Below are 21,850 nucleotides of genomic sequence, written 5' to 3' on the forward strand. Positions count from 1 at the left end.
GATGGGCATATCTAGAATAGATTAAATAGTTTTGTTTGCTAGGCAAAAACAAATAGCGCCCAGATTGTCTGGGCGCTATGCAAATAAACAATCGATTAATTACAGTTCATAGGCTAATAAGGCTTTATGGCAGAGCTCAGAGCGGACACAATCGCCAATGGTAAATGTCACGACAGAAACCAAATCGTCGCAATTAAAACGTCGTAACGCATCTTCCAGACCAGAAATGATCCCTAACGGTAAATCACATTGGGAAACATCACCATTGACAACTACAGTTACATTTTCTCCTAAGCGAGTTAAAAACATTTTCATCTGATTGGCAGTCACATTCTGCGCTTCATCCAGGATCACAAAGGCGTTTTCAAAGGTTCGACCACGCATGTAAGCAAAAGGCGCGATTTCTACTTTACCTATCTCAGGCCGTAGGCAGTACTGGAGAAAAGAGTGACCCAATCTTTTGGCTAAAATATCATATACCGGCCGAAAGAAAGGCGCGAATTTCTCTGCCATATCACCTGGTAAGAAACCCAAATCCTCCTCTGCTTGTAGAACCGGACGAGTTACGATAATTTTATTAATTTCTTTATTAATAAGGGCATCAGCAGCCATTGCAGAACTAATGAACGTTTTACCACATCCTGCTTCACCATTTGCCAAAATCAATTTTTGCCACTTAATCGCTTCAATATATTTTCTTTGTGCTTCACTGCGAGGCATAATGGGAGAACGATCACGAGTTTCACATGCCATACCAATGGTTTCAATACCTGTAAAATCAGCAAAAGATGCCACATTGTTGATCTCTTTTAAACGAGACGAACGGCTTTCTTTTCTTAAAGATCTTCTTAATTCTCGGCGTGCTCTTGTTGCAGCTTTCTGTCTACTCATAGTGTTACCTTTCGATAGTCTATATTTCGATGGTAATAATATTTGAATATCTACACAAAAAAGCTATTTAAAACAGAAAATTGACTCCAATTTTATGATGTGCATGAAAAAACCGGTTACAAATTTCTCCATTTTGCATGTTATGGATAACTTATAACCGGTTGACGTCTGAAGAGTATTTTTTAAACATTTTATCATCTATATCCCCTATGTTGAACATCATCAAACACAGAACTACGACTATAAAACATCTTCAACAACTTAATATTATTTTATATTCATTAATTGATTATAAAAAATAATTTAACATCTCTGATACAAAAAATATTGTAGATTATTGCTTGCCTGTCAACTTTATTACGCAAACAATCGCCTCCAGTCACTTGATAATCTATTCATAGCCGAGTTAATAAGACTAGCGTGATAATATGCTATTTATTTGATAATAAATGTTTTTTATTGCCGCTGGCAATTTTTTGCTAACCGATAACCCGCAGCAATCGCTGCCTGCTCATTTTCGAAAACAATACTATTTTTTGCTGATAAAACCTTGTATCCCTGACAATGAGAAAAGTGATATATTTGACTGATTTGGTTACCTTTAATTACCGAGGTAAGATAATTGTTCGCCATATCGGAAATATTAGGTTTTATTTTATCTACTTTGTTGTCTGTTTCAGCGGTGATCGCTAATAGACCGGCTGCCTGATTTTTATGGCCTGATTTTTATGGCCTAATTGCCAGGTTAATTCACCGGTTACAAACGGGTTATAGTGGCCGGTAATTTTACCAATGCGCTCATTTTACAACTTTTCCCAACCATTAACTGGATATTGTCGATCCCAGGCAATTAATAGCTGTTGTTGTTGCTTTGACATATTGAGATTATATCGGTCATACATATAAAACATAACCCGGGCAACTTGGCCTTTTACTTCATTTCTGGGCTCAAAAATACGGTTTTTAAAGTCCACCCGACTTTGACATTGACCATAAGAAGTTAACACTGAAGATGGGAGTTGACCATAATTAAAGTTACTTCTATCACCATTGACTTCACCAATTGAAGGTGCAATGTTATACAGATCGGCTTCCATGGCGCGAAAAACCGGATCTGTCATTACACAATTCTTTCGCCCGCCATTTTGCCAACATTGGCGTTGATGACCAAATACTCATGCCGGCACAATATGTTCCCACTCTATCCGCTGAGCTCTATTTATCTGTTTTCTGACTTGGTAACCACAGCTAGTTAAATCTACCCTACCACCACTTTTTCCCATCCATTGCCATCGGCATCCGCAATAAAGCGTGCCTTGATTTCCAGCAGCTTGATCAAAGTAAACTTCATTACGGGCAATTTTTTTTGCTTCGTCAAAACTAGTGGGTGTCGCTGATAAATTAAATGGTGCACAAAAAACTACTGTCACGGTAATGATTACCGCTAAAGAATGGATTAAATTCAAAATTAACATCCTGGTTAAAATTAATATATAAATTGAACATTTTAGGCATATAATTTTTTCATTATTAGCGCAACTGCATGAAAAAATTTAATTTTATTTTCTTATTTTATATGATGAATATCTATAAAAAGAATATCTTTTTTTGTATAAAAATATAATTAACACTTTAAAATACATTACACAAAAATAAAATTTAATTTTCATTTAGAAAATAAAATGTATACATTAATAAAACTCTTAAAAGAAGAATTAATTGATGTGACTAAAAAACATGCTCAAGAAAAAGATGCTAAAGTGATTATGACTAAATTTTCAGCAGATGAACTAAATATTAAAATCATAATATCAGGTAAGCAACAATTTGATATTACCTTAAATTCAGTACAAAACTAAACTCGTGGACGCTTACGATATAACCATAACCCAGGAATAGATAAACCAACAGATAAAGCGCCGACTATAAATAAGGTTTTAATAAAATGTGTTACTAATGTCTCAAGTAACTCAGCGTTATAACCCAAATGAGCAATTTTTACTAACGATATCATCGCAATATAAGCACTTATCCCTGGGAACATCGGAATAATCGCCGCAACGGTAAACACTTTTGGATGTGCTAACCACCAGCGTGACCATTGAATACCAATGATACCAATTAAAATTGCAGCGCAAAAACTTGCCCATTCAATACTAAAGCCCATTTCCATTAGTATCATACGAAAACCATAACCTGTAGCGCCAAGTAAAGCACAATATTTTAACGCCCGTACTGGTACATTAAAGACCATGGCAAAACCAGCTGCTGGTATTGCAGCTAATAACATTTTTTCAATTAAGGTTAATAAAAATATTATGCCCAATTTCTTAATCCCCAAACAGCCATCGCCATGGTTATACCAATACAAGTCGCTAATGTCAGCAAACTTGCCATTGCCCAACGCGCTAATCCAGTATTGATATGGCCTTTAAACATATCTGCCACAGAATTAATTAATGGAAATCCAGGAACTAACAGTAACACACTGGCTGCCATAGAAACCGTCGATGCATTAGAAAAATAAGGGATCTTTAATACAAAACCAGATACGGTGGTAGCCACAAAGGCGGTTATACAAAAATTAATCAATGGATTCATATATTGGGCTGTAAGAATTTGTCGAATATACATTGCACAACTACTGGCAATAAAAGTGACCAAGCAACCATCCCAGCCGCCGCCATTTAGCTTACAAAAACAGCCACAAGATAATCCAATCATAAAAACCAGTAACCAACGAGGATAACGTAGTGGTTTTATTTCGGCCAGGCGTTGTTGAACCTTATCGCTATCTAATAATTTATATTCAGCCAATATCACCGTGTGCTGAACCTTAGTCACTACATGCATATTTATGCCATGATCAATATTTTTGCGGGTAGACGTCATACAACGACCGTTAATAACGGTTGTTAATACAATGGCATTAGAAGAAATCGCGCTATCAACTTGATCCATCCCTAAAGCAATACCTAATCGAGTTGATAATTGCTCCACTAACATACTTTCAGCGCCGTGTTGAAAAAGCAACTGAGCACATTGAATACATAAGCGAGTAATTTTTCTTTGCCTTTCAGTTTCAGTTTCAGTATGAAAATTAGATGCAACATATTCCATTTTTTGGCCTATACCTACAAAATTTTATTGATAGTAATTGATAGCGAATCAAGTTGTTGACCATATCAGACAACATGATTAATAACCCTCTCTTTAGATCAAAATTAGTCATACTTTTCCGTCAATAATCTAATTTACAACGACTAATAATTAAGGCGATTTCTTTCATTTAATATGATTAAAATAAAATCATATGATTAACCCAACCTGAAAACAGGAAAATTAACTAAATTTTTGCATTAAAATAATATTAACTACCGAACTATCAATATCGAAATCGGGGCATTAGAAACAATAGCTGAAGCATTCGAACCTAGCAAATGGGTGGCAATATTGGGTCGGCGGGAGCCAACTATTATCAAATCGGCGCCAATTTTTTCTGCTTCTGATAAAACCTTATCTCTAGGTGAGCCCATTTCCACAGAATAAGAAATTTTTTCTTTAGGATAATCAATATGTTTGACTATTTTTTCTAATTGTTTTTCTGAACTTTCAATCGTCTTTTTGGCAAAATTAGCTAATAAATCATAGTGATAACTATAACTCATTGAATAACGGGACATATCAGGGGCAACATGAAAAAAATGCAATTTAGCATCAGATAATTTAGCAATATATAGTGCATGTTTAAGTGCTTTTTTTATTAGTTCCTTTTCTGAAATATCAATTGGAACAAGAATGATTTTATACATATTTACTCCTTAAAACGGTAAGCATTAAATCTTAATTTCCTTACTTATCAATATAAAATACCCTACTAAAGCAATAAATTGATTAAACTAGCCGTTAAAATAATAAATAATTAAACTTTTAATTTTGATTATTAATTTTTATCTCACCACTAATACAGATGTTTTTGCATAACGTACCACACCTGCCGCCGTCGAACCTAAAAGATGAGTTGTTATGTTAGGGCTTCTTGAACCAAGAATGATGATATCAGCGTTAATTTCTTCTGCTCGACTGACAATTTCATCACGCGGTGAGCCAAAAGCAATGGTATAACCCAGGCGATCCGCGGGTAAATCGATGGGTTCAAGTAGATTTTGCATATCATCTTCTGCTTTTAATGTGGCCCGATCCTTTATTTCCATATATCCCAATGCATAAGCATTTATAATCGCCGATGAAATAGGCAATACATGAATAAAATTGAGTTTAGCTCCTGAAACTTTTGCAAACTGTACTGCCTGTCGTATAGCTTTACTTGTTAATTCTTCTTGTGCAATATCAACAGCTACTAAAATAACCTTATACATACACACCTCCATCTAAATGTTTTATTCCAACTTTTAAAGTATAAGATAAAAGTGATAAAATAATTGTGAATATCTTTACGTAGATAAATTAAATATTTTTACCTAAACTGCAATAACTTCCGCACTTATCAGCAATCCTGTTTTTATTCCTTTTCTTCGCCATTTATAGCTGCAAAACAGAAGCGATAAAGAAATATTATAAAAACAAAAATCAAATAGTTAATATTATATTAAATAGATTTTTTAAATTAAAAAATTTGTATAAAGTCTTATATTAAATTCCACAACTGTGTAAAATACGCCATAGTAACTATTGCTTTATTTTTAATTGATTGAGGCAAAAAAATGACAAATGATTGTTCGAGTACTCCTGATACGGAAACCATTGCTACTGAAATTGGTTGCTTGAAAACTTTTATAACCTATATATTAAAAGCACTAAATCAAGCTGATGCGGGAAGAGCTATACTCAGTATGGAAAAAGAAATGCTTACTATGCAGGATCCTAAACAAGCCGAAGTTTTTAAAAGAATAATCGAACAAATCAAAACTGCCTATCGTAGTTAATAAAAAAATCCCACCTCATTTGGTGGGATTAGCTAGGGTGTTATCGATTAAGATAAGTGCCCATACGTAAAGCTTCAATGCGTTTATCGAGAGGGGGATGAGATAAAAACAACTCACTAAAAGACTTAGAACGGCCGTTAATACAAAAAGCCATCATACTGCCAGCTTCCTGCGGTTCATAACTTGTTTTTAGACGCTGTAGCGCAGCAATCATTTTTTCTTTACCCACTAAATGAGCCGAACCAGCATCTGCGCGGAATTCACGATAACGCGAGAACCACATAGTAATAATACTGGCCAAAATACCAAATACAATTTCTAACACCATTGATACTGCAAAGTAAATCATTGGGTTGCCCTGGCTACTTTCGCTGTCATTATTGTTATTTGACAAAAATCCAGACGCCAGCTGAGCGATAATGCGTGAAATAAAAATGACAAAAGTATTTACTACCCCTTGTAATAAAGTCATTGTTACCATATCACCATTAGCAATATGACTGATCTCATGAGCAATAACCGCTTCGGCTTCATGACGATCCATATTTTCTAGTAAACCAGTACTAACAGCAACCAATGACGCATCACGACGAGCTCCAGTAGCAAAAGCATTAATATCGGGGGCCTGATAGATAGCAACTTCTGGCATCTTAACACCCGCCTGATCAGCCTGACGCTTGACGGTATTTAACAACCAATGTTCCGTTTCTGTTGTCGGACTTTCAATCACTTGCCCTCCAACAGAACGCAATGCCATCCATTTTGACATTAATAATGAGATAAATGAGCCACCAAAACCAAAAAGACCAGCCATAATCATTAGCCCGGGAACGCTTTGTCCCTGGATACCAGTCAAACTTAAAATAATCCCAAATACAAACATGACTGCCAAGTTTGTAAGTAAAAACAAGGCGATTCGCATCATAAAAATTGCTTTCCTTTAATTAATTAATAACGATTAACATTAAATTAGTAATATAAATAATGTTTTTTAACTATTTTTCAAGCCCTTTGTTGTGCAGATATGAAAAAATCACGCAACTTTACATTTTTACAAAAAAGCCAGCATAAGCTTGCATTTTTATTGATGGTAAAATAACAACTTGTTGATATAACTTATTGTTTTCAATAAAACTACTATAGTTAAAAACTATACAAAATAACCGCAAGCGGGTCAATTATGGCTTCATTTTTTGCTTATTGAGTTAAAATTATTTGTTTGATTATGCGCAAAAAAACTTACTGCTCAGCAAAAAAATATAATAGTCATATTTTATGCAAGAGTTATTAAATTAATAATAAATTATTAATAAAACACTAAAAAAATCAAACATTCTTATACAATAGACCTGATTATATATAAGAATAAAATAAAAATAGGTAGTTCAAGCAGCAATAAATTATAAACTTAATATCTCTTTAAATAGCCGTATTTTAGCTATAGCACAGATAACATTGTTATCGCTTAAAAAGAGAGGAACTTCCAGGTTAAATTATAAAATAATGAACCTTGAATTGATGTAAAAAATTTTCATTAAATATTAACAAAACTCTATATACAAAAAAACCAGCAAAAGCCGGTTTTTGTTTATAAGTGAATTTTAATTATTGTTTAGCCTGATGCTGTACTTCCAAATCGGCAAGATCTACGGCAATTTTCACCGTTTCATCAAGGTATGGATCAGGCAATTCATAATTTTTAGGTAAATCATCTATCGTTTTTAATGATGCTTTACCTTCTCTAGCAAAACGTTCATTAACACGACGTAATTTAATAGCGTCAACTTCTTTATTTTCCTTTTCTCGCTTAACATAATTAAGCGAAATAATATTTTTATTGGCTTTCATTGCACTATAGCGGGCAATATCTTCCTCAATATATTTAAACTCAGGATTTTTCGCTATACGTTCCTTATGATTAGCAATCAAATTAGCCACATATTGGCTAATATTACCAATAACACTATAGCTAGCAGGTGCAATACTATCCCAAGGTAAGGCATTATCCTCAAAACTTTCACCTGTCTCAGCTGGATCTATACCTGTTGGCATAATAATATCCGGTGTTACACCTTTGCGCTGAGTACTTCCACCATTGATACGATAAAACTTTTGAATAGTGTATTGGACAGAGCCTAGAGCAGGCCAATCTGGGCGTAACATGTGATCATAAACACGACTCAAAGGATGGTATTGTTGAACAGTTCCCTTACCAAAGGATGATTCTCCAACAATTAATGCGCGACCATAATCTTGCATCGCCGCAGCGAAAATTTCTGACGCTGAAGCACTAAAGCGATCAATTAATACTGTAAGTGGGCCCTTATAATAAACAACATCATCATCATCCATATCCTGACGAATTTTGCCGTTGTTATCACGCACCTGAACAATTGGACCACTTGGGATAAATAAACCCGATAATGATACTGCTTCGGTTAAAGCACCACCGCCATTACCTCGTAAATCAATTACAAGTGCCACGACATGACTTTTAGTCATTTTTTGTAACTGTGCTTTAACATCATTGGTTAATCCAACGTAAAAACCGGGAATATCAAGTACACCTACTTTTTTCTTACCAACATTTTTGATCGTGAGTTTCACTGCTCTATCTTCCAGTCGAATATGCTCACGAATTAATGTCACGGTATGTGGCTTGGCACCTTTTGAATCTGAAATTACTTCAAGACGTACCTTACTGCCTTTAGGGCCTTTGATTAGAGCAACAACATCATCCAGTCGCCAGCCAACAACATCTGTCATCGCCTTACCCGTTTGGCCTACACCAATAATCTTATCACCAACCTTTAATAATTTACTTTTTGCTGCCGGGCCACCTGCCACCATGGAGTTGATAATAATATAATCTTCATCTTGCCGAAGTACTGCGCCTATCCCTTCTAATGATAAACTCATCTCTGAGTTGAACTGTTCCGTATTGCGGGGAGAGAGATAGTTAGTATGCGGATCTATTTCTCGTGCAAAAGCATTCATAATCAACTGAAAAACATCTTCACTTTGCGTTTGTGCTAGACGTTTTAGTGCAAAATTATAGCGTTTGGTTAATATTGGCTTAATTTCTTTGTCATTTTTACCTGACAGTTTCAGATTCAACCAATCAAACTTAACCTTCGCGTCCCACAGTCTATTTAGCTCCTCAATGGTTTTAGGCCAAGGCGCTTTACTTCTATCAACTTCAATGACATCGTTACTAGCAAAATCTAGCGGCATATTAAGCCGTGATAAAGCGTATTGAAAACGTTCATAACGCCGCTGTTGTGCTAAATTAAATATCGCATATAGCTCATTCAAATGACCGGTTTCAAGCTGTTGTCCTACTTTGCTTTTTTCACTAGCAAATTTATCAATATCCGATTGTAAAAAAACATTGTGGCTATAATCCAACAGATTTAAATAGCGATCAAAAATCTTGCTAGAAAAGTTTTCATCCAAATCAAATTGACGATAGTGAGAACGCGTAAAGCGTGAAACAACTCTTTCGCTAATAATGGCATGCTGACGTTCCTGGTGAAGCTGAGGAAGCTTCTGAGCTGTTAATAGTGTTGGAGGCGCTACAGTATCTGCGAATGAAGTAGCCAGTGTAGTTATACCAAACACAAAAGCCAGTTTAATATAATTATTCATGCAGTGATTGGCCTCCGTATCAGAACTTTAAATGCTCAGCGCGTACAATCATTGCCAGTCCTGTGGTCAATTGTACCCGAACCCCATCCTTAGCTATCTCAAGCACTGATGCATCTACAATACTTTGGCCAACCATAACCTTTAAAGCTTGACCAACTTTTAATGTAGAAATATCCGTTACCGACTGTAATTTGGTTAGATTGGCCATTTTACTATTATGGGCTTTTTTAGCTTGATTTTTAGAGTAAGAAGAATGTTTATTTTTTTTATTTATTTCCTTAGTCGTTGAGCGCGAGGCCTCATTTCTTTTGCTTGAAGTTGCCGGTAAGGCTTTTTCGTTCTCTGTATTCTGTGCTTTCTGTTGTAATTCCCGTTTTCTTAATTTTTGCTCTGTACGTTGAGCCTGAATACGAGCCTTCGCTTCTATCAGCTGTTGACGGGCGTACTCCACATGTTCTGATTCCAGATCACCACAATCGTTGCCATCTAAATCAACACGTTTAGCACCTTCTTTAACGCCATATAGATAACGCCAACTAGAAGTATACATCCGCAAAGCAGATCGCAATTGAGTTTTACTGATGCCATCCTCTTCGGTCAGTCTCGCCACAATATCCTGAAAGATTCCAATCTTCAGTGGACGAGCCTCACCTTCAGCAATAAAGCAGTGAGGAAAACGCTTAGCCAAAAAAGCAATTATTTCTTTACTACTATTCAACTTAGGTTGATTTTCCATGAAATTTCCTGATTACAACGGTTTTGCCAACCAACGCAGGCATGAACAGGCGATATTATAATAGCGTTGCAGACAATTGCCACGCAAACCAACTGTTAAATTACATTAATTTGTGGATATTTTGCTATAACACACGCTTTCATGTAGTTACAAAGTATTACAACTAAGGCTCTTAGACCATTTTCATCCTCTTCATCAAAACGATTAAAAATAGGACTATCAATATCTAATACCCCAATTAACTGTCCATTGACTGCCAGCGGCAAAACTATCTCTGATCGGCTGAAACTATCGCAAGTAATATGGCCGGCAAAAGAATGAACATCGGCAATACGCTGTACTTTATTTTCCATAAAAGCAGTCCCACAAACACCTTTTCCTTGCGCTATACGCACACATGCAACTTTACCCTGAAAAGGCCCAAGCACAAGCGTATCACGACTTTTCAGATAAAACCCTAGCCAATTAATATTATCTAATTTTGCAAAAAGTAGAGCACTGGTATTGGCAAGTGTGGCAATAAAATCATATTCACCAGCAATTAAGCTAGTTAAATCACATGAAAGATCATGATAAAAGGCTTTTTTTCTCATAACATTCCGTTTGTCAAATTTTACATATACGCGTCTTGCAGATAAAAAATCATCGATATGGTAATTGTTTTTATCTCTTAAGGTTAACAATTCGCTATATTAATCGTGATATTTTTTAACTTATTGTAATTTAATTGCTCGGTCAGATCACACAACAAATGAAAACTAATTCAAATTTTAGCTAATTATTAATTATGAAAAAAGTTTCAATAAAAAAATTATAAACATTTTTAGTAATAACATATAACAAAAAAACCAGCGATAATTATTCGGCCATCCCTTTTATCCTCTTAATCTAAGAGCTAATTCTATTTTACATTAGCAATATTGACCCAAAGCAACTTATCTGTAAGTCGGTATCTTTTTTATTTGGTCTAAAGCAAATTTTCAATCAATATAAAAATTATTTAAATTTGTTAATTTTCAATAAATAATAGTAAAAAAAGCCGCTAAGCCACCACCGCAGCAATAATTTTGGAAAAGAGTTCCATCTATACTATTCTAAGAGCTTAAAGTACCTATAGCGATTTATTAACATTTTGAATAATTAGTGGGGATCACTTATGAAAAAGGCAAAACTAAAAATTTCCACCTATGTTATTGATGATGCACTCTTGTCTGACGCAGCTGAAAATACTATCAGTATTCCATGTGAATCAGATACTGAATTTTGTATGCAACTTGATGGCTGGGATGAAAATACGAGTATTCCTGCCACATTAGATAATAAACCTGTTCTTCTCTATCGCCATTACTATGATAAAAAAAAACATCATTGGGTTATGAGAATAGTTTAATCACAGTGGTATTAAAAAAGAGACCGAGCTAATTCCAATACTCGGTCTTGGGAAATGGCTCTAGAGAGCCGTGCGCTAAAATGTGTCATAGAGACGTAACAAAATGCAATTTAATACTAGCTGTCAGTTACAAAATTAGCCAGCAACAAAAACATATTTATTACATTAAATTAACATTAATTGTTTTTATAGAACAAAATATTTGTCTAGCCGAAAATTAAATTTGAATAACCCATACTTTTTATAAAGATCGAAATATACCCGATATGTTTTGTTAAAATTTTAGGTAGCAACCAAAAATTAACAAATTTTTAAAGTTTAGGGATAGCCTTTATTTAAATAATATCGCCGCCAAAACTATTTTGATAGATATTATGAATCAATAAATAATTTTTAATTAGTTTTACAAAGATTTTGCGCGGTTTTAAGTATTGGTGTGATATCTATTTTTTGCTGTGATAAATTTGTGGGTTTCAATAAAATAGCTGAAAGTGGAGATGCAATAATTTCACGTTTTTTCATCTGCTCTACCGCTATATTATTGAGAGGATACTGCATTAATGTACTAGGATTTATAACAAATAATGCGCCATTAGTACGGCACTCAAGCATTACTTCCTCACGTTTAAAAATCCATTTGTCACCAAACTGTTTTTTACTAACAGTTACAATTGGTGGCGCTGAAATGACAGGAAAAGAGACTGTTATTGTTAATAGTAATACTAATCTACTAAACTTTACCATATCCATATTTCCTTATAATTTATAATCATGAAATACTATTACTTACAATATCATTCATATTATTGAAAATAATTTATATAGCCGTTTTTTATTTTTAGATTGATCAAAAAAGTTAAAACAAAATGCTAATAGAGAAAATAAACTTCCCACTGGTATTCAAAGTGGGAAGCTATCAATTAAACATGCACAACGTTAGACATGCCTTTCAACTCTTTATCTAATAAAAATAGTGACTTACCATCTTCTCCAACTAGCTCAAACTTATCCAAAATTGATTTGAATAACTTCTCTTCTTCATGCTGTTCAGCAACATACCACTGCAAAAAATTAAATGTCGAATAGTCTTTCATCTCCAATGCAAGATCTACAAGAGCATTAATTTCATGTGTAATATTTTGTTCATGTAGATAAGTTTTTTCAAAAACCTCTTTTATTGAATTAAATTTCCCAGTTGGCGCATCAATTTGACCTAATATCGGCATTTCACCTGTATCACTAAGATAATTGAATAACCGTTGCATATGCCCCATCTCTTCCTGAGAATGGGCTTTTAAAAACATCGCAGCACCCTCAAAACCTTTATAATTACACCATGCGCTCATTTGAAGATAGAAATTAGCTGAAAAAAATTCTAAATTAAGCTGTTTATTTAATTTATTAACCATCTCTTGCTGTAACATTGTTCACAATTCCTATGCTATTAAATAAAAATTCAATTTTATTATCTCCAGTAATATGAATAATAAAGGTGTTGTAATAAAAATAAAATTAAAATTAATCGTTATTTGATCAAAAACCAGGTTAAAACCGCTCATTTTGATCACAAACAGTATTAAAATATTATAGTAATAATAAACAGTTACATATTTATTCAAGACAAACCGTGTCTCGTTGACTAAAATTTATTTAGTAGTCAGATTTGATGAGGTTGGAAATACGAGTATGAGTTATAATCTTGCCGAATTAGCAAAAGAGGAGAGGGAAAAATTAAACCTTGATCTTGCCGCTGCAAGTGTCGCTTTTAAAGAAAGGTATAATATGCCGGTTATCGCGGATAAAGTTGAAGCAGAGCAAGCTCCTTATTTACGAGAACATTTCCGTAAGCGACTTACTCTATTTCGCAAAATTTCGCTTACTCTCAATCGATTACCTTACGACCCGCGAAAGGGATAATATAAACATTACCATAGTGACAACTTTTGCTGTTAATTTATCAATCTTTAATGACTATCTATCTGATAACTAATGGTCTCATTTTGGCAATTAACAATGACCTGGTAGTTAAGATCTTTTCTCGCTCCTCGAACAGTCAAAAGGATTTTATAACCATTTTTAATTGGTGTAATGCTATTGTTATTAATCCACACCACTACCTTTGGGCCAAGTAGTTTTTTATCTTCATCCCAGTATGGCAAGCGAGTTTGAATAAAATCATTTTTCACTTTTGCGCCAATTTGCTGTTGGCTTAAATTATCACAACTGATAAATTTAGCCGTTCTTACCTCATTAATTTCAATTGACTGAGCAGTCATTGAAAAAGATACTAACGTGAACAATATCATAGCAAGCAACATAAAAAGCCTATTCATCACTTTCATATTTACTCCTAAATATTTTTTAAGATTAGTAAGTGTAAGTAGTGGTGTAAAGCCGTATCCTTCACATCAACAATATGCGATCACGTAAAAAAGTTTTTTATTTAAGATCGTTATAAACTTGCTCTTTAGTGGCATGTTTTGCACGTATTTCCTTTGCGACCAAAGCAATTGCTTCTCCACTACTCATTCCTTCAGCCATCAATTGATGAATGCGCTCAGCCGCTTCTTGTTGCTCTTGATGATTTAACGTGGGCATTTTTGAAAACATTTATTTTTACTCATTTTTAATTTAAACATCATTATCAATATAACATTAGCATAGTTTAGCCTATGAAAAACGTTATTTTATGATAGTATATTCGTTAATAACCTTTATCGTTGCCTAATTAAATATGCGCCTGCAAAAAATTCAATTACCTTATTCATTAGATGCGGCTTTAAATTATTTTAATGCTATCGCCAACCAACCATGGGCGATGTTGTTACATTCAGGTAACGCCAACCACCCACATAACCGTTTTGATATTGTGGTCGCTGATCCAATAACCACCTTAGAAACAAGAGACAATATCACGCAAATCAACCGTGAAAATGAAAAAATCAGCTCAGAACTTGATCCTTTTGAGTTATTAAAAGGTGAAATGCAACATTTGAATGTCACTTTCACAGCGAATAGTGACCTTCCTTTCCAAGGCGGTGCTCTAGGTATATGGGGTTACGATTTAGGCCGGCGAATCGAAATATTGCCCGAACAGGCAAAAAAAGAATTAAGCTTTCCCGATATGGCAATCGGTGTTTATCTTTGGGCATTAATCGTTGATCACCATAAAAAAATAGTTACTTTGCTTAGTTATCAAAATGTCGAACAACGCTTAGCTTGGTTAGAAAATCAAACAAAAATACCTGCTAAACAGTTTCAAATGTGTGAAAAATGGCAAAGTAACATGTCCGAACAGCAATATCATTATAAAATTGGCCAAATTCATCAATATTTACGCAATGGTGATTGTTACCAAATTAATTTAGCGCAACGTTTTAAAGCCAAATATCAAGGTAATGAATGGGAGGCCTTTCTTAAACTGAATCAAAATAATCAAGCCCCTTTCTCTGCCTTTATTCGTTTAGAACAACATTGCGTATTGAGTGTATCCCCTGAGCGTTTTCTTTGGCTGCACGACGATTCAATTCAAACTCGTCCAATTAAAGGCACATTACCCAGATTAACGGATGTTAAAGAAGATCAAGAACAGATAAAACGTTTACAATCATCAATCAAAGATCGCGCTGAAAACGTCATGATAGTTGATTTATTGCGTAATGATATTGGTAAAGTCGCAATACCAGGGACAGTCAGTGTACCAGAACTTTTTGTTGTTGAATCTTTTCCAGCTATTCATCATCTAGTCAGCACTGTTATTGCACAATTACCCTCTCACTATCATGCATCTGATCTATTAAGAGCCTGCTTTCCAGGCGGCTCGATTACCGGTGCACCGAAAATACGCTCGATGGAAATTATTGATGAGCTTGAACCTCATCGACGCCATAGCTACTGTGGAGCGATTGGTTATATCAGTTTCTGCGGTACGATGGATACAAATATCAGCATACGTACTTTATTAACTGAAAATCAATACCTTTATTGTTGGGCTGGCGGCGGAATTGTGGCGGATAGTACAGCTGAAAAAGAGTATCAAGAGACTTTCGACAAGCTGAGTCGAATATTACCTGTATTAGAAAATAATCCATGTTAATGAATACATTAGATAATTTTATTAACCGATTTCAATTAATATTACCTGAACCCATTGGCTCCGTCCAATCTATCAATGTAGATCGCGCCAAAAAAAGTGCGGCCGTGCTATTAGCCATTATTTGTAAACCTGAACCCACACTACTATTTACCAAAAGAACGGATAACTTACGCCTTCATGCGAGTCAAATCTCTTTTCCTGGTGGAGCTCGAGAACGCAATGATCATAGCCTAATTGAAACAGCATTACGCGAAACTTACGAAGAAATCAATATCTTGCCAGATCAAGTGCAAATCCTGGGAAAAATGCAGCCAATAAAAAGCCACAGTGGCTATTTAGTAACGCCTATTGTTGGATTACTATCAGCAAAGGTCTCTTATTACCGAAATCCAGCGGAAGTAGCCGCTATCTTTGAAGTACCATTGGAACATGCCGTCTCTTTAACTCATCATCATTCCATTATGATTAATAATGCCGGCGATAAAAAGCGTCTGTTTTTTTATCGGTATGAGCAATATCTAATTTGGGGTTTAACTGCAGCTATTCTCAATAAGTTAGCATTACAACTCATTTAAAATCGGCAAAAAATAAAAAGTCTTTTTATTTTACATTTTGTTCACTAGCACTAGTAAATTTCAAAAAAAACGATAAACTGGCACTCCATTACAATACAGTAATATTACAACTATAACATTTAGTATTAAGTGATTATTTTATCGTTTTTATTTTCCAAGGGGTTTTTAGTGATCAGTGTTTTCGATATGTTTAAAGTAGGTATTGGCCCATCCAGTTCTCATACCGTTGGACCAATGAAAGCAGGTAAAGAATTTGTCGATCAATTGATCGAAAAAAATCTACTTTCCTTCGTCACGCGTATCGCTGTTGATATTTATGGCTCCCTTTCATTAACCGGCAAGGGACATCATACTGATATCGCTATTATTATGGGTTTGGCGGGTAATTTGCCAGCAACCGTTGATATCGAATCAATAGCAGATTTTATTGCTAATGTTGAGCAAACTGAACGTTTACCTTTAGCAAATACAAGCCATTATGTTGATTTTCCACGTCAAGGCGGAATAAATTTTCATTATAATAATTTACCATTACACGAAAATGGCATGACCATTACCGCTTTCAATAATGATAACAAAATTTTCAGTAAAACTTATTACTCGATAGGTGGGGGCTTCATTGTTGATGAAGAACATTTTGACCAACAAACCTCTACTAATAAAACAGTAGCTTATTCTTTTAACTCAGCAACTGAATTGTTACTTCATTGTAAAAAAACCGGTTTATCAGTTTCTCATCTTGTGATGAAAAATGAATTAGCGCTGCATACGAAAGAAGAAATTGATCACTATTTTGCTAATATTTGGCATACCATGCAGGCCTGCATTGAACGAGGACTGAATACTGAAGGCATTTTACCCGGCCCTCTTCGCGTTCCCCGCCGCGCTCCGGCATTACATCGTATGTTAACGGTATCTCAAAAACTGTCTAATGATCCAATGGAGATCGTTGATCTGATCAATATGTTAGCATTAGCGGTTAACGAAGAAAATGCAGCCGGTGGTCGTGTGGTAACAGCACCAACTAATGGTGCCTGCGGCATAATTCCAGCTGTCTTAGCTTACTATGATCACTGTATTGAACCTGTTACCCCAGCACTTTATAGCCGTTACTTTTTAGCTTCAGGAGCGATTGGTATTCTTTACAAGATGAATGCCTCTATATCAGGTGCTGAAGTCGGCTGCCAAGGGGAAGTCGGTGTCGCCTGCTCAATGGCCGCTGCTGGGTTAGCTGAATTACTGGGTGGCAATCCTGAACAAGTCTGTATAGCGGCTGAAATTGGTATGGAGCATAATTTGGGGCTCACCTGTGACCCGGTTGCAGGACAAGTTCAAGTTCCTTGCATTGAACGTAACGCAATTGCGTCAGTAAAAGCGATTAATGCGGCAAGAATGGCACTACGTAGAACGAGTGAACCACGCATTTCTTTAGATAAAGTTATCGAGACTATGTACGAAACAGGTAAAGATATGAACGCTAAATACCGTGAAACTTCTCGTGGAGGTTTAGCTATTAAAGTACATTGTGATTGATGCAGGACACATCTTAAAATATATTCCTTTTCATTTAATAACCCTTAATATAAAAAGGGTTATTTTTATTTATCACCCATCTTTATATTCAATTAGTCAAAAAACTTCCCCTGTATTAAAGTACAGTTTATATTCATAGAATTACTAATTAAAATTTATTATTATTTCACACAAGATAATAACAACTATAACAAAATTAAATTGTTTGATGAAATTTATCTTTCTCTAAATATATTGATACGTATTTTAAATTTTCTGATCAGTGGCATATTTTTTCTTATATTTAAATGATAATCTATAAAATGATTAATTAGTTACAATTATGGTTAATACTTTATAACATGAAAAACTATTCATACTAGTGATTATTTGATTGTATTCATCTGTCAACGGAGAGTACACTCTAATAATCATTTTTATTATTTAACCTACTTCTAAGGGGAAAAGTAGTGAGTGTAGCTATTATAATTAGCACTCATGGTGTTGCTGCAAAACAGTTGCTCATGACCGCTGAAATGTTGATTGGCGAACAACAAAATGTCGTTTATATCGATTTTGTTCCAAGTGAAAACGCTGATACATTAATTGAAAAATATAATCAAAAGCTTAATGAGCTCGATGTTTCTCAAGGTGTGTTATTTTTGGTAGATATGTGGGGAGGCAGTCCATTTAACGCCGCTAGTCGCATTATCGAAAGTAAGGATAAAGACAAATATGATATCGTCACCGGTGTTAACGTCCCCATGTTGGTTGCGACGTTACTATCCCGTGATGATGATCCTACTTTTAGTGAATTAGTCACCACTGCTATAGAAACGGGTCGCAGTGAAATTAAAGCGCTAAATAGTCTACAAACTAGCAATAAACCGCAAAATTTACCGACGCCATCCCCCTCATCTCAGGCAGCCAATTCAACCGCACAAGGTCATATGTTCATTGCCCTTGCAAGAATTGATGACCGTTTAATTCATGGTCAGGTGGCTACTCGCTGGACTAAAGAGACAAAAGTTAAGCGTATTATCGTAGTGAGCGATGAGGTTGCAAAAGATCATGTTCGCTCAACTCTATTGAAGCAGGTAGCGCCACCGGGTGTCACAGCGCATGTGATCGATATAGCAAAATGTATTCGTGTCTATAATAATCCTAAGTATGCCGGTGAACGCGTTATGCTGTTATTTACCAATCCAACAGACGTTTTACGTATTGTAGAAGGCGGCGTCGACATAAAGTCTGTCAATATCGGTGGCATGGCCTATCGTGATGGTAAAACACAGGTTAACAATGCTATCTCGATCGATAATGAGGATATTAAGGCTTTTAACCAATTATCTAAACGGGGCATTGAACTCGAAGCACGTAAAGTTTCTAGTGACAACAAACTGGATATGTTAACTCTCATCAAAAAAGCAAAAAGATGAGTTTTCTTTTTTGGTTATACATTCACGACTTAAAAATAGATTCACCAACGTTGTTGGTTACAGGAGATAAACAATGGAGCTTACCGTTGTTCAAATCATACTCGTTTTCCTTGTTGCCTGTATTGCAGGTATGGGTTCTATTCTAGATGAATTCCAATTTCATCGTCCGTTAATTGCTTGTACTCTAATTGGCCTTGTTCTCGGTGATCTAAAAACAGGCATAATTATTGGTGGTACACTGGAAATGATTGCTCTTGGATGGATGAATATCGGGGCAGCTGTGGCTCCTGATGCTGCACTCGCCTCAATTATTTCTACCATTCTTGTTATTGCCGGCGGACAAGATATCGGTACCGGTATTGCTCTGGCGATCCCGCTAGCTGCCGCAGGTCAAGTATTGACTATTATTGTTCGGACACTCACGGTTGCATTCCAACATGCCGCTGATCGCGCCGCGCAATCTGCTAATTTACGTGCATTAACAACAATTCACATCTCTGCCCTGTTACTACAGGCGATGCGTATTGCTATTCCTGCTTTAATTGTTGCTATCTCTGTTGGTACCTCAGAAGTCCAACACCTACTGGATTCTATTCCTGAGGTTGTGACTAAAGGATTGAACATTGCTGGCGGTATGATCGTTGTTGTCGGTTACGCGATGGTGATTAACATGATGCGCGCAGGTTATCTGATGCCATTTTTCTACTTGGGCTTTGTAACTGCGGCATTTACCAATTTCAACCTAGTTGCTTTAGGCGTTATTGGTATCGTAATGGCGATCCTCTATATTCAACTCAGTCCAAAATACAACCAATCACAAGTTGCTAATTCGCAAAATAATGGCAATAGCGACTTAGATAATGAATTAGATTAATTAAGGAATGGAATAATGGCAGATACAACTTCAGCAAACCAGACAAATCAAAAAAAGCTTACTGCTGGTGATATTCGCGGAGTTTTCTTACGTTCCAATCTTTTTCAAGGATCGTGGAACTTTGAACGCATGCAAGCACTTGGTTTTTGCTTTTCCATGATCCCTGTGATCCGTCGTTTATATCCTGAAAATAGTGAAGAACGTAAACAAGCAATTAAACGCCATCTAGAGTTTTTTAATACCCATCCGTATGTTGCAGCACCGGTTTTAGGGGTTACCATGGCAATGGAGGAACAAAGAGCTAATGGTGCAGATATTGATGATGGTGCCATTAATGGTATTAAAGTTGGCTTAATGGGCCCTTTAGCAGGTGTTGGAGATCCTATTTTTTGGGGCACAGTACGTCCGGTTTTTGCGGCATTAGGTGCAGGAATTGCGATGTCAGGTAGTCTACTAGGACCACTACTGTTTTTTATTTTGTTTAATTTAGTTCGTTTAATAACACGTTATTACGGTGTCAGCTATGGCTACAAAAAAGGGCTCGATATTGTTCATGATATGGGAGGTGGCTTCCTACAAAAAATGACCGAAGGCGCCTCAATTCTGGGACTATTTGTGATGGGCGCATTAGTCAATAAATGGACTAATGTTAATATCCCCTTAGTTGTTTCCGAGATAAAAAATCCAGAAACGGGCGAAGTAACGATTACCACCGTACAGACTATATTAAATCAATTGATGCCTGGTCTGGTACCTTTACTATTAACCTTTGGCTGTATGTGGCTATTGCGGCGTAAAGTCAATCCACTATGGATCATTGTTGGTTTCTTTATCCTTGGTATTGTTGGCTACTGGGCAGGATTTCTAGGCTAAGATACTTATAGATCTTAATTGTCAATTGCGGGAGGTTGCAGCCTCCCGTTTTTAATTTTATCTTTACAGCAGAATAATAATCGATCGGAGTGTTTGCTCATGAATATGAACAATAGTGTATTGACTATCTTAATTCTACTAATGCTAACTTATGCTATCTATGAAGAATTTATTGTTAACTTGTTAAATGGAAAAACAAAATTAAAAATAAAGTTAAGGCGTAGAAATAGAATTGATGCCGTTATTTTTATTATACTTATCGCGATTGTTATTTATCATAATATTATTCAGCATGGAAGCCAGCTAACAACCTACTTATTAATGATCACCGTTCTTATCGCTATTTACTTAACATTTATTCGTTATCCTAAGCTTTATTTTAAAAATAAAGGTTTTTATCACAATAATGTTTATATATTGTACGATCAAATTAAAACAATTAATTTATCTAAGGATGGAATATTAATAGTCGGTTTAGCCAAAAGAAAAATTTATATTGCTGTTAAACAGTTTGATGATTTAGATAAAATTTACAACTTTTTGATCAATAATAAATAAATATAAACAATATTGTTAATGGTTTTTATGTAATTAATTAACGATAATTATTATTTTTATTAAAACATTAAATAATATTAATTTTTTAAATTAATTGAAATTTAAATAATTGCCTTTTATTATTTTTATGATATCTTTTGCTATAAGTCATTGGGGAGTAGCCTGTTCTAAATAAAATTGTTGTTTAGAATTTCATGTCAACATACTCGTTATGTTACCGTAACGTGGCATGAATACCTGACAAGGTTGGCAAGACCATAGACATATTTTTACTTAAGGTTGGAAGTAAAAATATGTGTATGGGTAACTATC

At 35.2% G+C, this 21,850-nt stretch carries 27 protein-coding genes and 1 riboswitch; of the genes, 11 read left to right on the forward strand and 16 right to left on the reverse strand.

Annotation, left to right across the window (positions count from 1 at the left end; all coding sequences use genetic code 11):
* Positions 1-99: 99 nt before the first annotated feature.
* The 4 genes from phoH to LDL57_RS18310 all read right to left on the reverse strand — a co-directional run bounded on the left by phoH (position 100) and on the right by LDL57_RS18310 (position 2,357).
* Entirely contained in the window at positions 100-891 is a 792-nt protein-coding gene (gene phoH / locus LDL57_RS08925; protein WP_225505478.1) for a phosphate starvation-inducible protein PhoH, read from the reverse strand.
* A 456-nt stretch (positions 892-1,347) separates the two neighbouring features.
* Complete coding sequence (locus LDL57_RS18300; RefSeq protein ID WP_180560734.1) at positions 1,348-1,524, reverse strand: sunset domain-containing protein; 177 nt, start codon at positions 1,522-1,524, stop codon at positions 1,348-1,350.
* A gap of 170 nt (positions 1,525-1,694) precedes the next feature.
* Positions 1,695-2,012, reverse strand: coding sequence for an endonuclease (locus tag LDL57_RS18305; RefSeq protein ID WP_304488597.1), 318 nt, complete (start codon positions 2,010-2,012; stop codon positions 1,695-1,697).
* Positions 2,013-2,066: 54 nt separating this feature from the next.
* Positions 2,067-2,357 carry an endonuclease gene (locus LDL57_RS18310; protein ID WP_304488598.1) on the reverse strand — a complete coding sequence of 97 codons (291 nt, stop codon included), beginning with the start codon at positions 2,355-2,357 and terminating at the stop codon, positions 2,067-2,069.
* Positions 2,358-2,573: 216 nt separating this feature from the next.
* Between LDL57_RS18310 and LDL57_RS08940 the strand changes: the two genes are divergently transcribed.
* A complete protein-coding gene (locus tag LDL57_RS08940; protein WP_180560735.1) occupies positions 2,574-2,750 on the forward strand; it encodes a hypothetical protein in 177 nt (58 codons plus the stop codon).
* On the opposite strand, the gene LDL57_RS08945 is transcribed toward LDL57_RS08940, so the two are convergent.
* From LDL57_RS08945 to LDL57_RS08960, 4 genes are all read right to left on the reverse strand, one after another.
* Positions 2,747-3,217 carry a threonine/serine exporter gene (locus LDL57_RS08945; RefSeq protein ID WP_180560736.1) on the reverse strand — a complete coding sequence of 157 codons (471 nt, stop codon included), beginning with the start codon at positions 3,215-3,217 and terminating at the stop codon, positions 2,747-2,749. The two genes, LDL57_RS08940 and LDL57_RS08945, sit on opposite strands and share 4 nt — an antisense overlap.
* The gene (locus LDL57_RS08950) at positions 3,208-4,011 is read right to left on the reverse strand and encodes a threonine/serine exporter family protein (protein ID WP_180560737.1); all 804 of its coding nucleotides are present in this window, start codon (positions 4,009-4,011) and stop codon (positions 3,208-3,210) included. Before LDL57_RS08950 ends, LDL57_RS08945 begins: the two co-directional genes overlap by 10 nt.
* Before the next feature lie 254 nt (positions 4,012-4,265).
* A complete protein-coding gene (locus tag LDL57_RS08955) occupies positions 4,266-4,703 on the reverse strand; it encodes a universal stress protein (protein WP_180560738.1) in 438 nt (145 codons plus the stop codon).
* A 138-nt stretch (positions 4,704-4,841) separates the two neighbouring features.
* On the reverse strand, positions 4,842-5,270 hold the full coding sequence (locus LDL57_RS08960) for a universal stress protein (protein WP_026821621.1): 429 nt from the start codon (positions 5,268-5,270) through the stop codon (positions 4,842-4,844).
* A 345-nt stretch (positions 5,271-5,615) separates the two neighbouring features.
* Here LDL57_RS08960 and LDL57_RS08965 point away from each other — a divergent pair, with 345 nt between their 5' ends.
* Positions 5,616-5,837: a DUF2594 family protein gene (locus tag LDL57_RS08965; RefSeq protein WP_180560739.1), complete on the forward strand. Its 222-nt coding sequence runs from the start codon at positions 5,616-5,618 to the stop codon at positions 5,835-5,837.
* A 40-nt stretch (positions 5,838-5,877) separates the two neighbouring features.
* Here LDL57_RS08965 and htpX read toward each other — a convergent pair whose 3' ends face one another.
* The 4 genes from htpX to msrC form a co-directional block, all read right to left on the reverse strand.
* Entirely contained in the window at positions 5,878-6,762 is an 885-nt protein-coding gene (gene htpX, locus LDL57_RS08970) for a protease HtpX (RefSeq protein WP_180560740.1), read from the reverse strand.
* Between the two features lie 680 nt (positions 6,763-7,442).
* Complete coding sequence (gene prc / locus LDL57_RS08975) at positions 7,443-9,485, reverse strand: carboxy terminal-processing peptidase (protein WP_180560741.1); 2,043 nt, start codon at positions 9,483-9,485, stop codon at positions 7,443-7,445.
* 19 nt (positions 9,486-9,504) lie between these two features.
* Positions 9,505-10,221, reverse strand: coding sequence for an RNA chaperone ProQ (proQ, locus tag LDL57_RS08980; protein ID WP_180560742.1), 717 nt, complete (start codon positions 10,219-10,221; stop codon positions 9,505-9,507).
* Between the two features lie 95 nt (positions 10,222-10,316).
* A complete protein-coding gene (gene msrC, locus LDL57_RS08985; RefSeq protein WP_180560743.1) occupies positions 10,317-10,814 on the reverse strand; it encodes a free L-methionine (R)-S-oxide reductase MsrC in 498 nt (165 codons plus the stop codon).
* Between the two features lie 563 nt (positions 10,815-11,377).
* Between msrC and LDL57_RS08990 the strand changes: the two genes are divergently transcribed.
* Positions 11,378-11,611 (forward strand): DUF1480 family protein, encoded by a 234-nt coding sequence (locus tag LDL57_RS08990; protein WP_180560744.1) that lies wholly within the window; start codon positions 11,378-11,380, stop codon positions 11,609-11,611.
* A gap of 393 nt (positions 11,612-12,004) precedes the next feature.
* On the opposite strand, the gene LDL57_RS08995 is transcribed toward LDL57_RS08990, so the two are convergent.
* Both LDL57_RS08995 and ftnA read right to left on the reverse strand, forming a co-directional pair.
* Positions 12,005-12,355, reverse strand: coding sequence for a YebY family protein (locus tag LDL57_RS08995; protein WP_225505480.1), 351 nt, complete (start codon positions 12,353-12,355; stop codon positions 12,005-12,007).
* Between the two features lie 176 nt (positions 12,356-12,531).
* On the reverse strand, positions 12,532-13,035 hold the full coding sequence (gene ftnA / locus LDL57_RS09000) for a non-heme ferritin (RefSeq protein WP_180560746.1): 504 nt from the start codon (positions 13,033-13,035) through the stop codon (positions 12,532-12,534).
* A 262-nt stretch (positions 13,036-13,297) separates the two neighbouring features.
* On the opposite strand from ftnA, the gene LDL57_RS09005 reads away from it, so the two are divergent.
* Positions 13,298-13,528 carry a DNA polymerase III subunit theta gene (locus LDL57_RS09005; protein ID WP_180560747.1) on the forward strand — a complete coding sequence of 77 codons (231 nt, stop codon included), beginning with the start codon at positions 13,298-13,300 and terminating at the stop codon, positions 13,526-13,528.
* Between the two features lie 47 nt (positions 13,529-13,575).
* Here the strand turns inward: LDL57_RS09005 and yebF are convergent, their stop codons facing one another.
* Positions 13,576-13,953: a protein YebF gene (gene yebF / locus LDL57_RS09010; protein ID WP_180560748.1), complete on the reverse strand. Its 378-nt coding sequence runs from the start codon at positions 13,951-13,953 to the stop codon at positions 13,576-13,578.
* Positions 13,954-14,050: 97 nt separating this feature from the next.
* Positions 14,051-14,221, reverse strand: a complete 171-nt coding sequence (locus LDL57_RS09015) for a YoaH family protein (RefSeq protein WP_180560749.1) — start codon at positions 14,219-14,221, stop codon at positions 14,051-14,053.
* A gap of 124 nt (positions 14,222-14,345) precedes the next feature.
* Between LDL57_RS09015 and pabB the strand changes: the two genes are divergently transcribed.
* The 7 genes from pabB to LDL57_RS09050 all read left to right on the forward strand — a co-directional run bounded on the left by pabB (position 14,346) and on the right by LDL57_RS09050 (position 21,538).
* Positions 14,346-15,707 (forward strand): aminodeoxychorismate synthase component 1, encoded by a 1,362-nt coding sequence (pabB, locus tag LDL57_RS09020; RefSeq protein WP_180560750.1) that lies wholly within the window; start codon positions 14,346-14,348, stop codon positions 15,705-15,707.
* A complete protein-coding gene (locus tag LDL57_RS09025) occupies positions 15,707-16,282 on the forward strand; it encodes a CoA pyrophosphatase (protein ID WP_180560996.1) in 576 nt (191 codons plus the stop codon). The genes pabB and LDL57_RS09025 overlap by 1 nt, the downstream gene beginning before the upstream one ends.
* Before the next feature lie 168 nt (positions 16,283-16,450).
* Positions 16,451-17,815 carry an L-serine ammonia-lyase gene (locus tag LDL57_RS09030; RefSeq protein ID WP_180560751.1) on the forward strand — a complete coding sequence of 455 codons (1,365 nt, stop codon included), beginning with the start codon at positions 16,451-16,453 and terminating at the stop codon, positions 17,813-17,815.
* A 503-nt stretch (positions 17,816-18,318) separates the two neighbouring features.
* The gene (gene manX / locus LDL57_RS09035; RefSeq protein ID WP_375141960.1) at positions 18,319-19,233 is read left to right on the forward strand and encodes a PTS mannose transporter subunit IIAB; all 915 of its coding nucleotides are present in this window, start codon (positions 18,319-18,321) and stop codon (positions 19,231-19,233) included.
* A gap of 73 nt (positions 19,234-19,306) precedes the next feature.
* Positions 19,307-20,107: a PTS mannose/fructose/sorbose transporter subunit IIC gene (locus LDL57_RS09040; protein ID WP_180560753.1), complete on the forward strand. Its 801-nt coding sequence runs from the start codon at positions 19,307-19,309 to the stop codon at positions 20,105-20,107.
* A gap of 15 nt (positions 20,108-20,122) precedes the next feature.
* Entirely contained in the window at positions 20,123-20,980 is an 858-nt protein-coding gene (locus LDL57_RS09045) for a PTS mannose transporter subunit IID (protein ID WP_180560754.1), read from the forward strand.
* 99 nt (positions 20,981-21,079) lie between these two features.
* Positions 21,080-21,538: a DUF986 family protein gene (locus LDL57_RS09050; RefSeq protein WP_180560755.1), complete on the forward strand. Its 459-nt coding sequence runs from the start codon at positions 21,080-21,082 to the stop codon at positions 21,536-21,538.
* Between the two features lie 140 nt (positions 21,539-21,678).
* Positions 21,679-21,819: riboswitch (yybP-ykoY riboswitch) on the forward strand.
* The last annotated feature ends 31 nt before the right edge of the window (positions 21,820-21,850 follow it).

Source organism: Arsenophonus apicola, from assembly GCF_020268605.1.
In the GTDB taxonomy this organism is placed as follows: domain Bacteria; phylum Pseudomonadota; class Gammaproteobacteria; order Enterobacterales; family Enterobacteriaceae; genus Arsenophonus; species Arsenophonus apicola.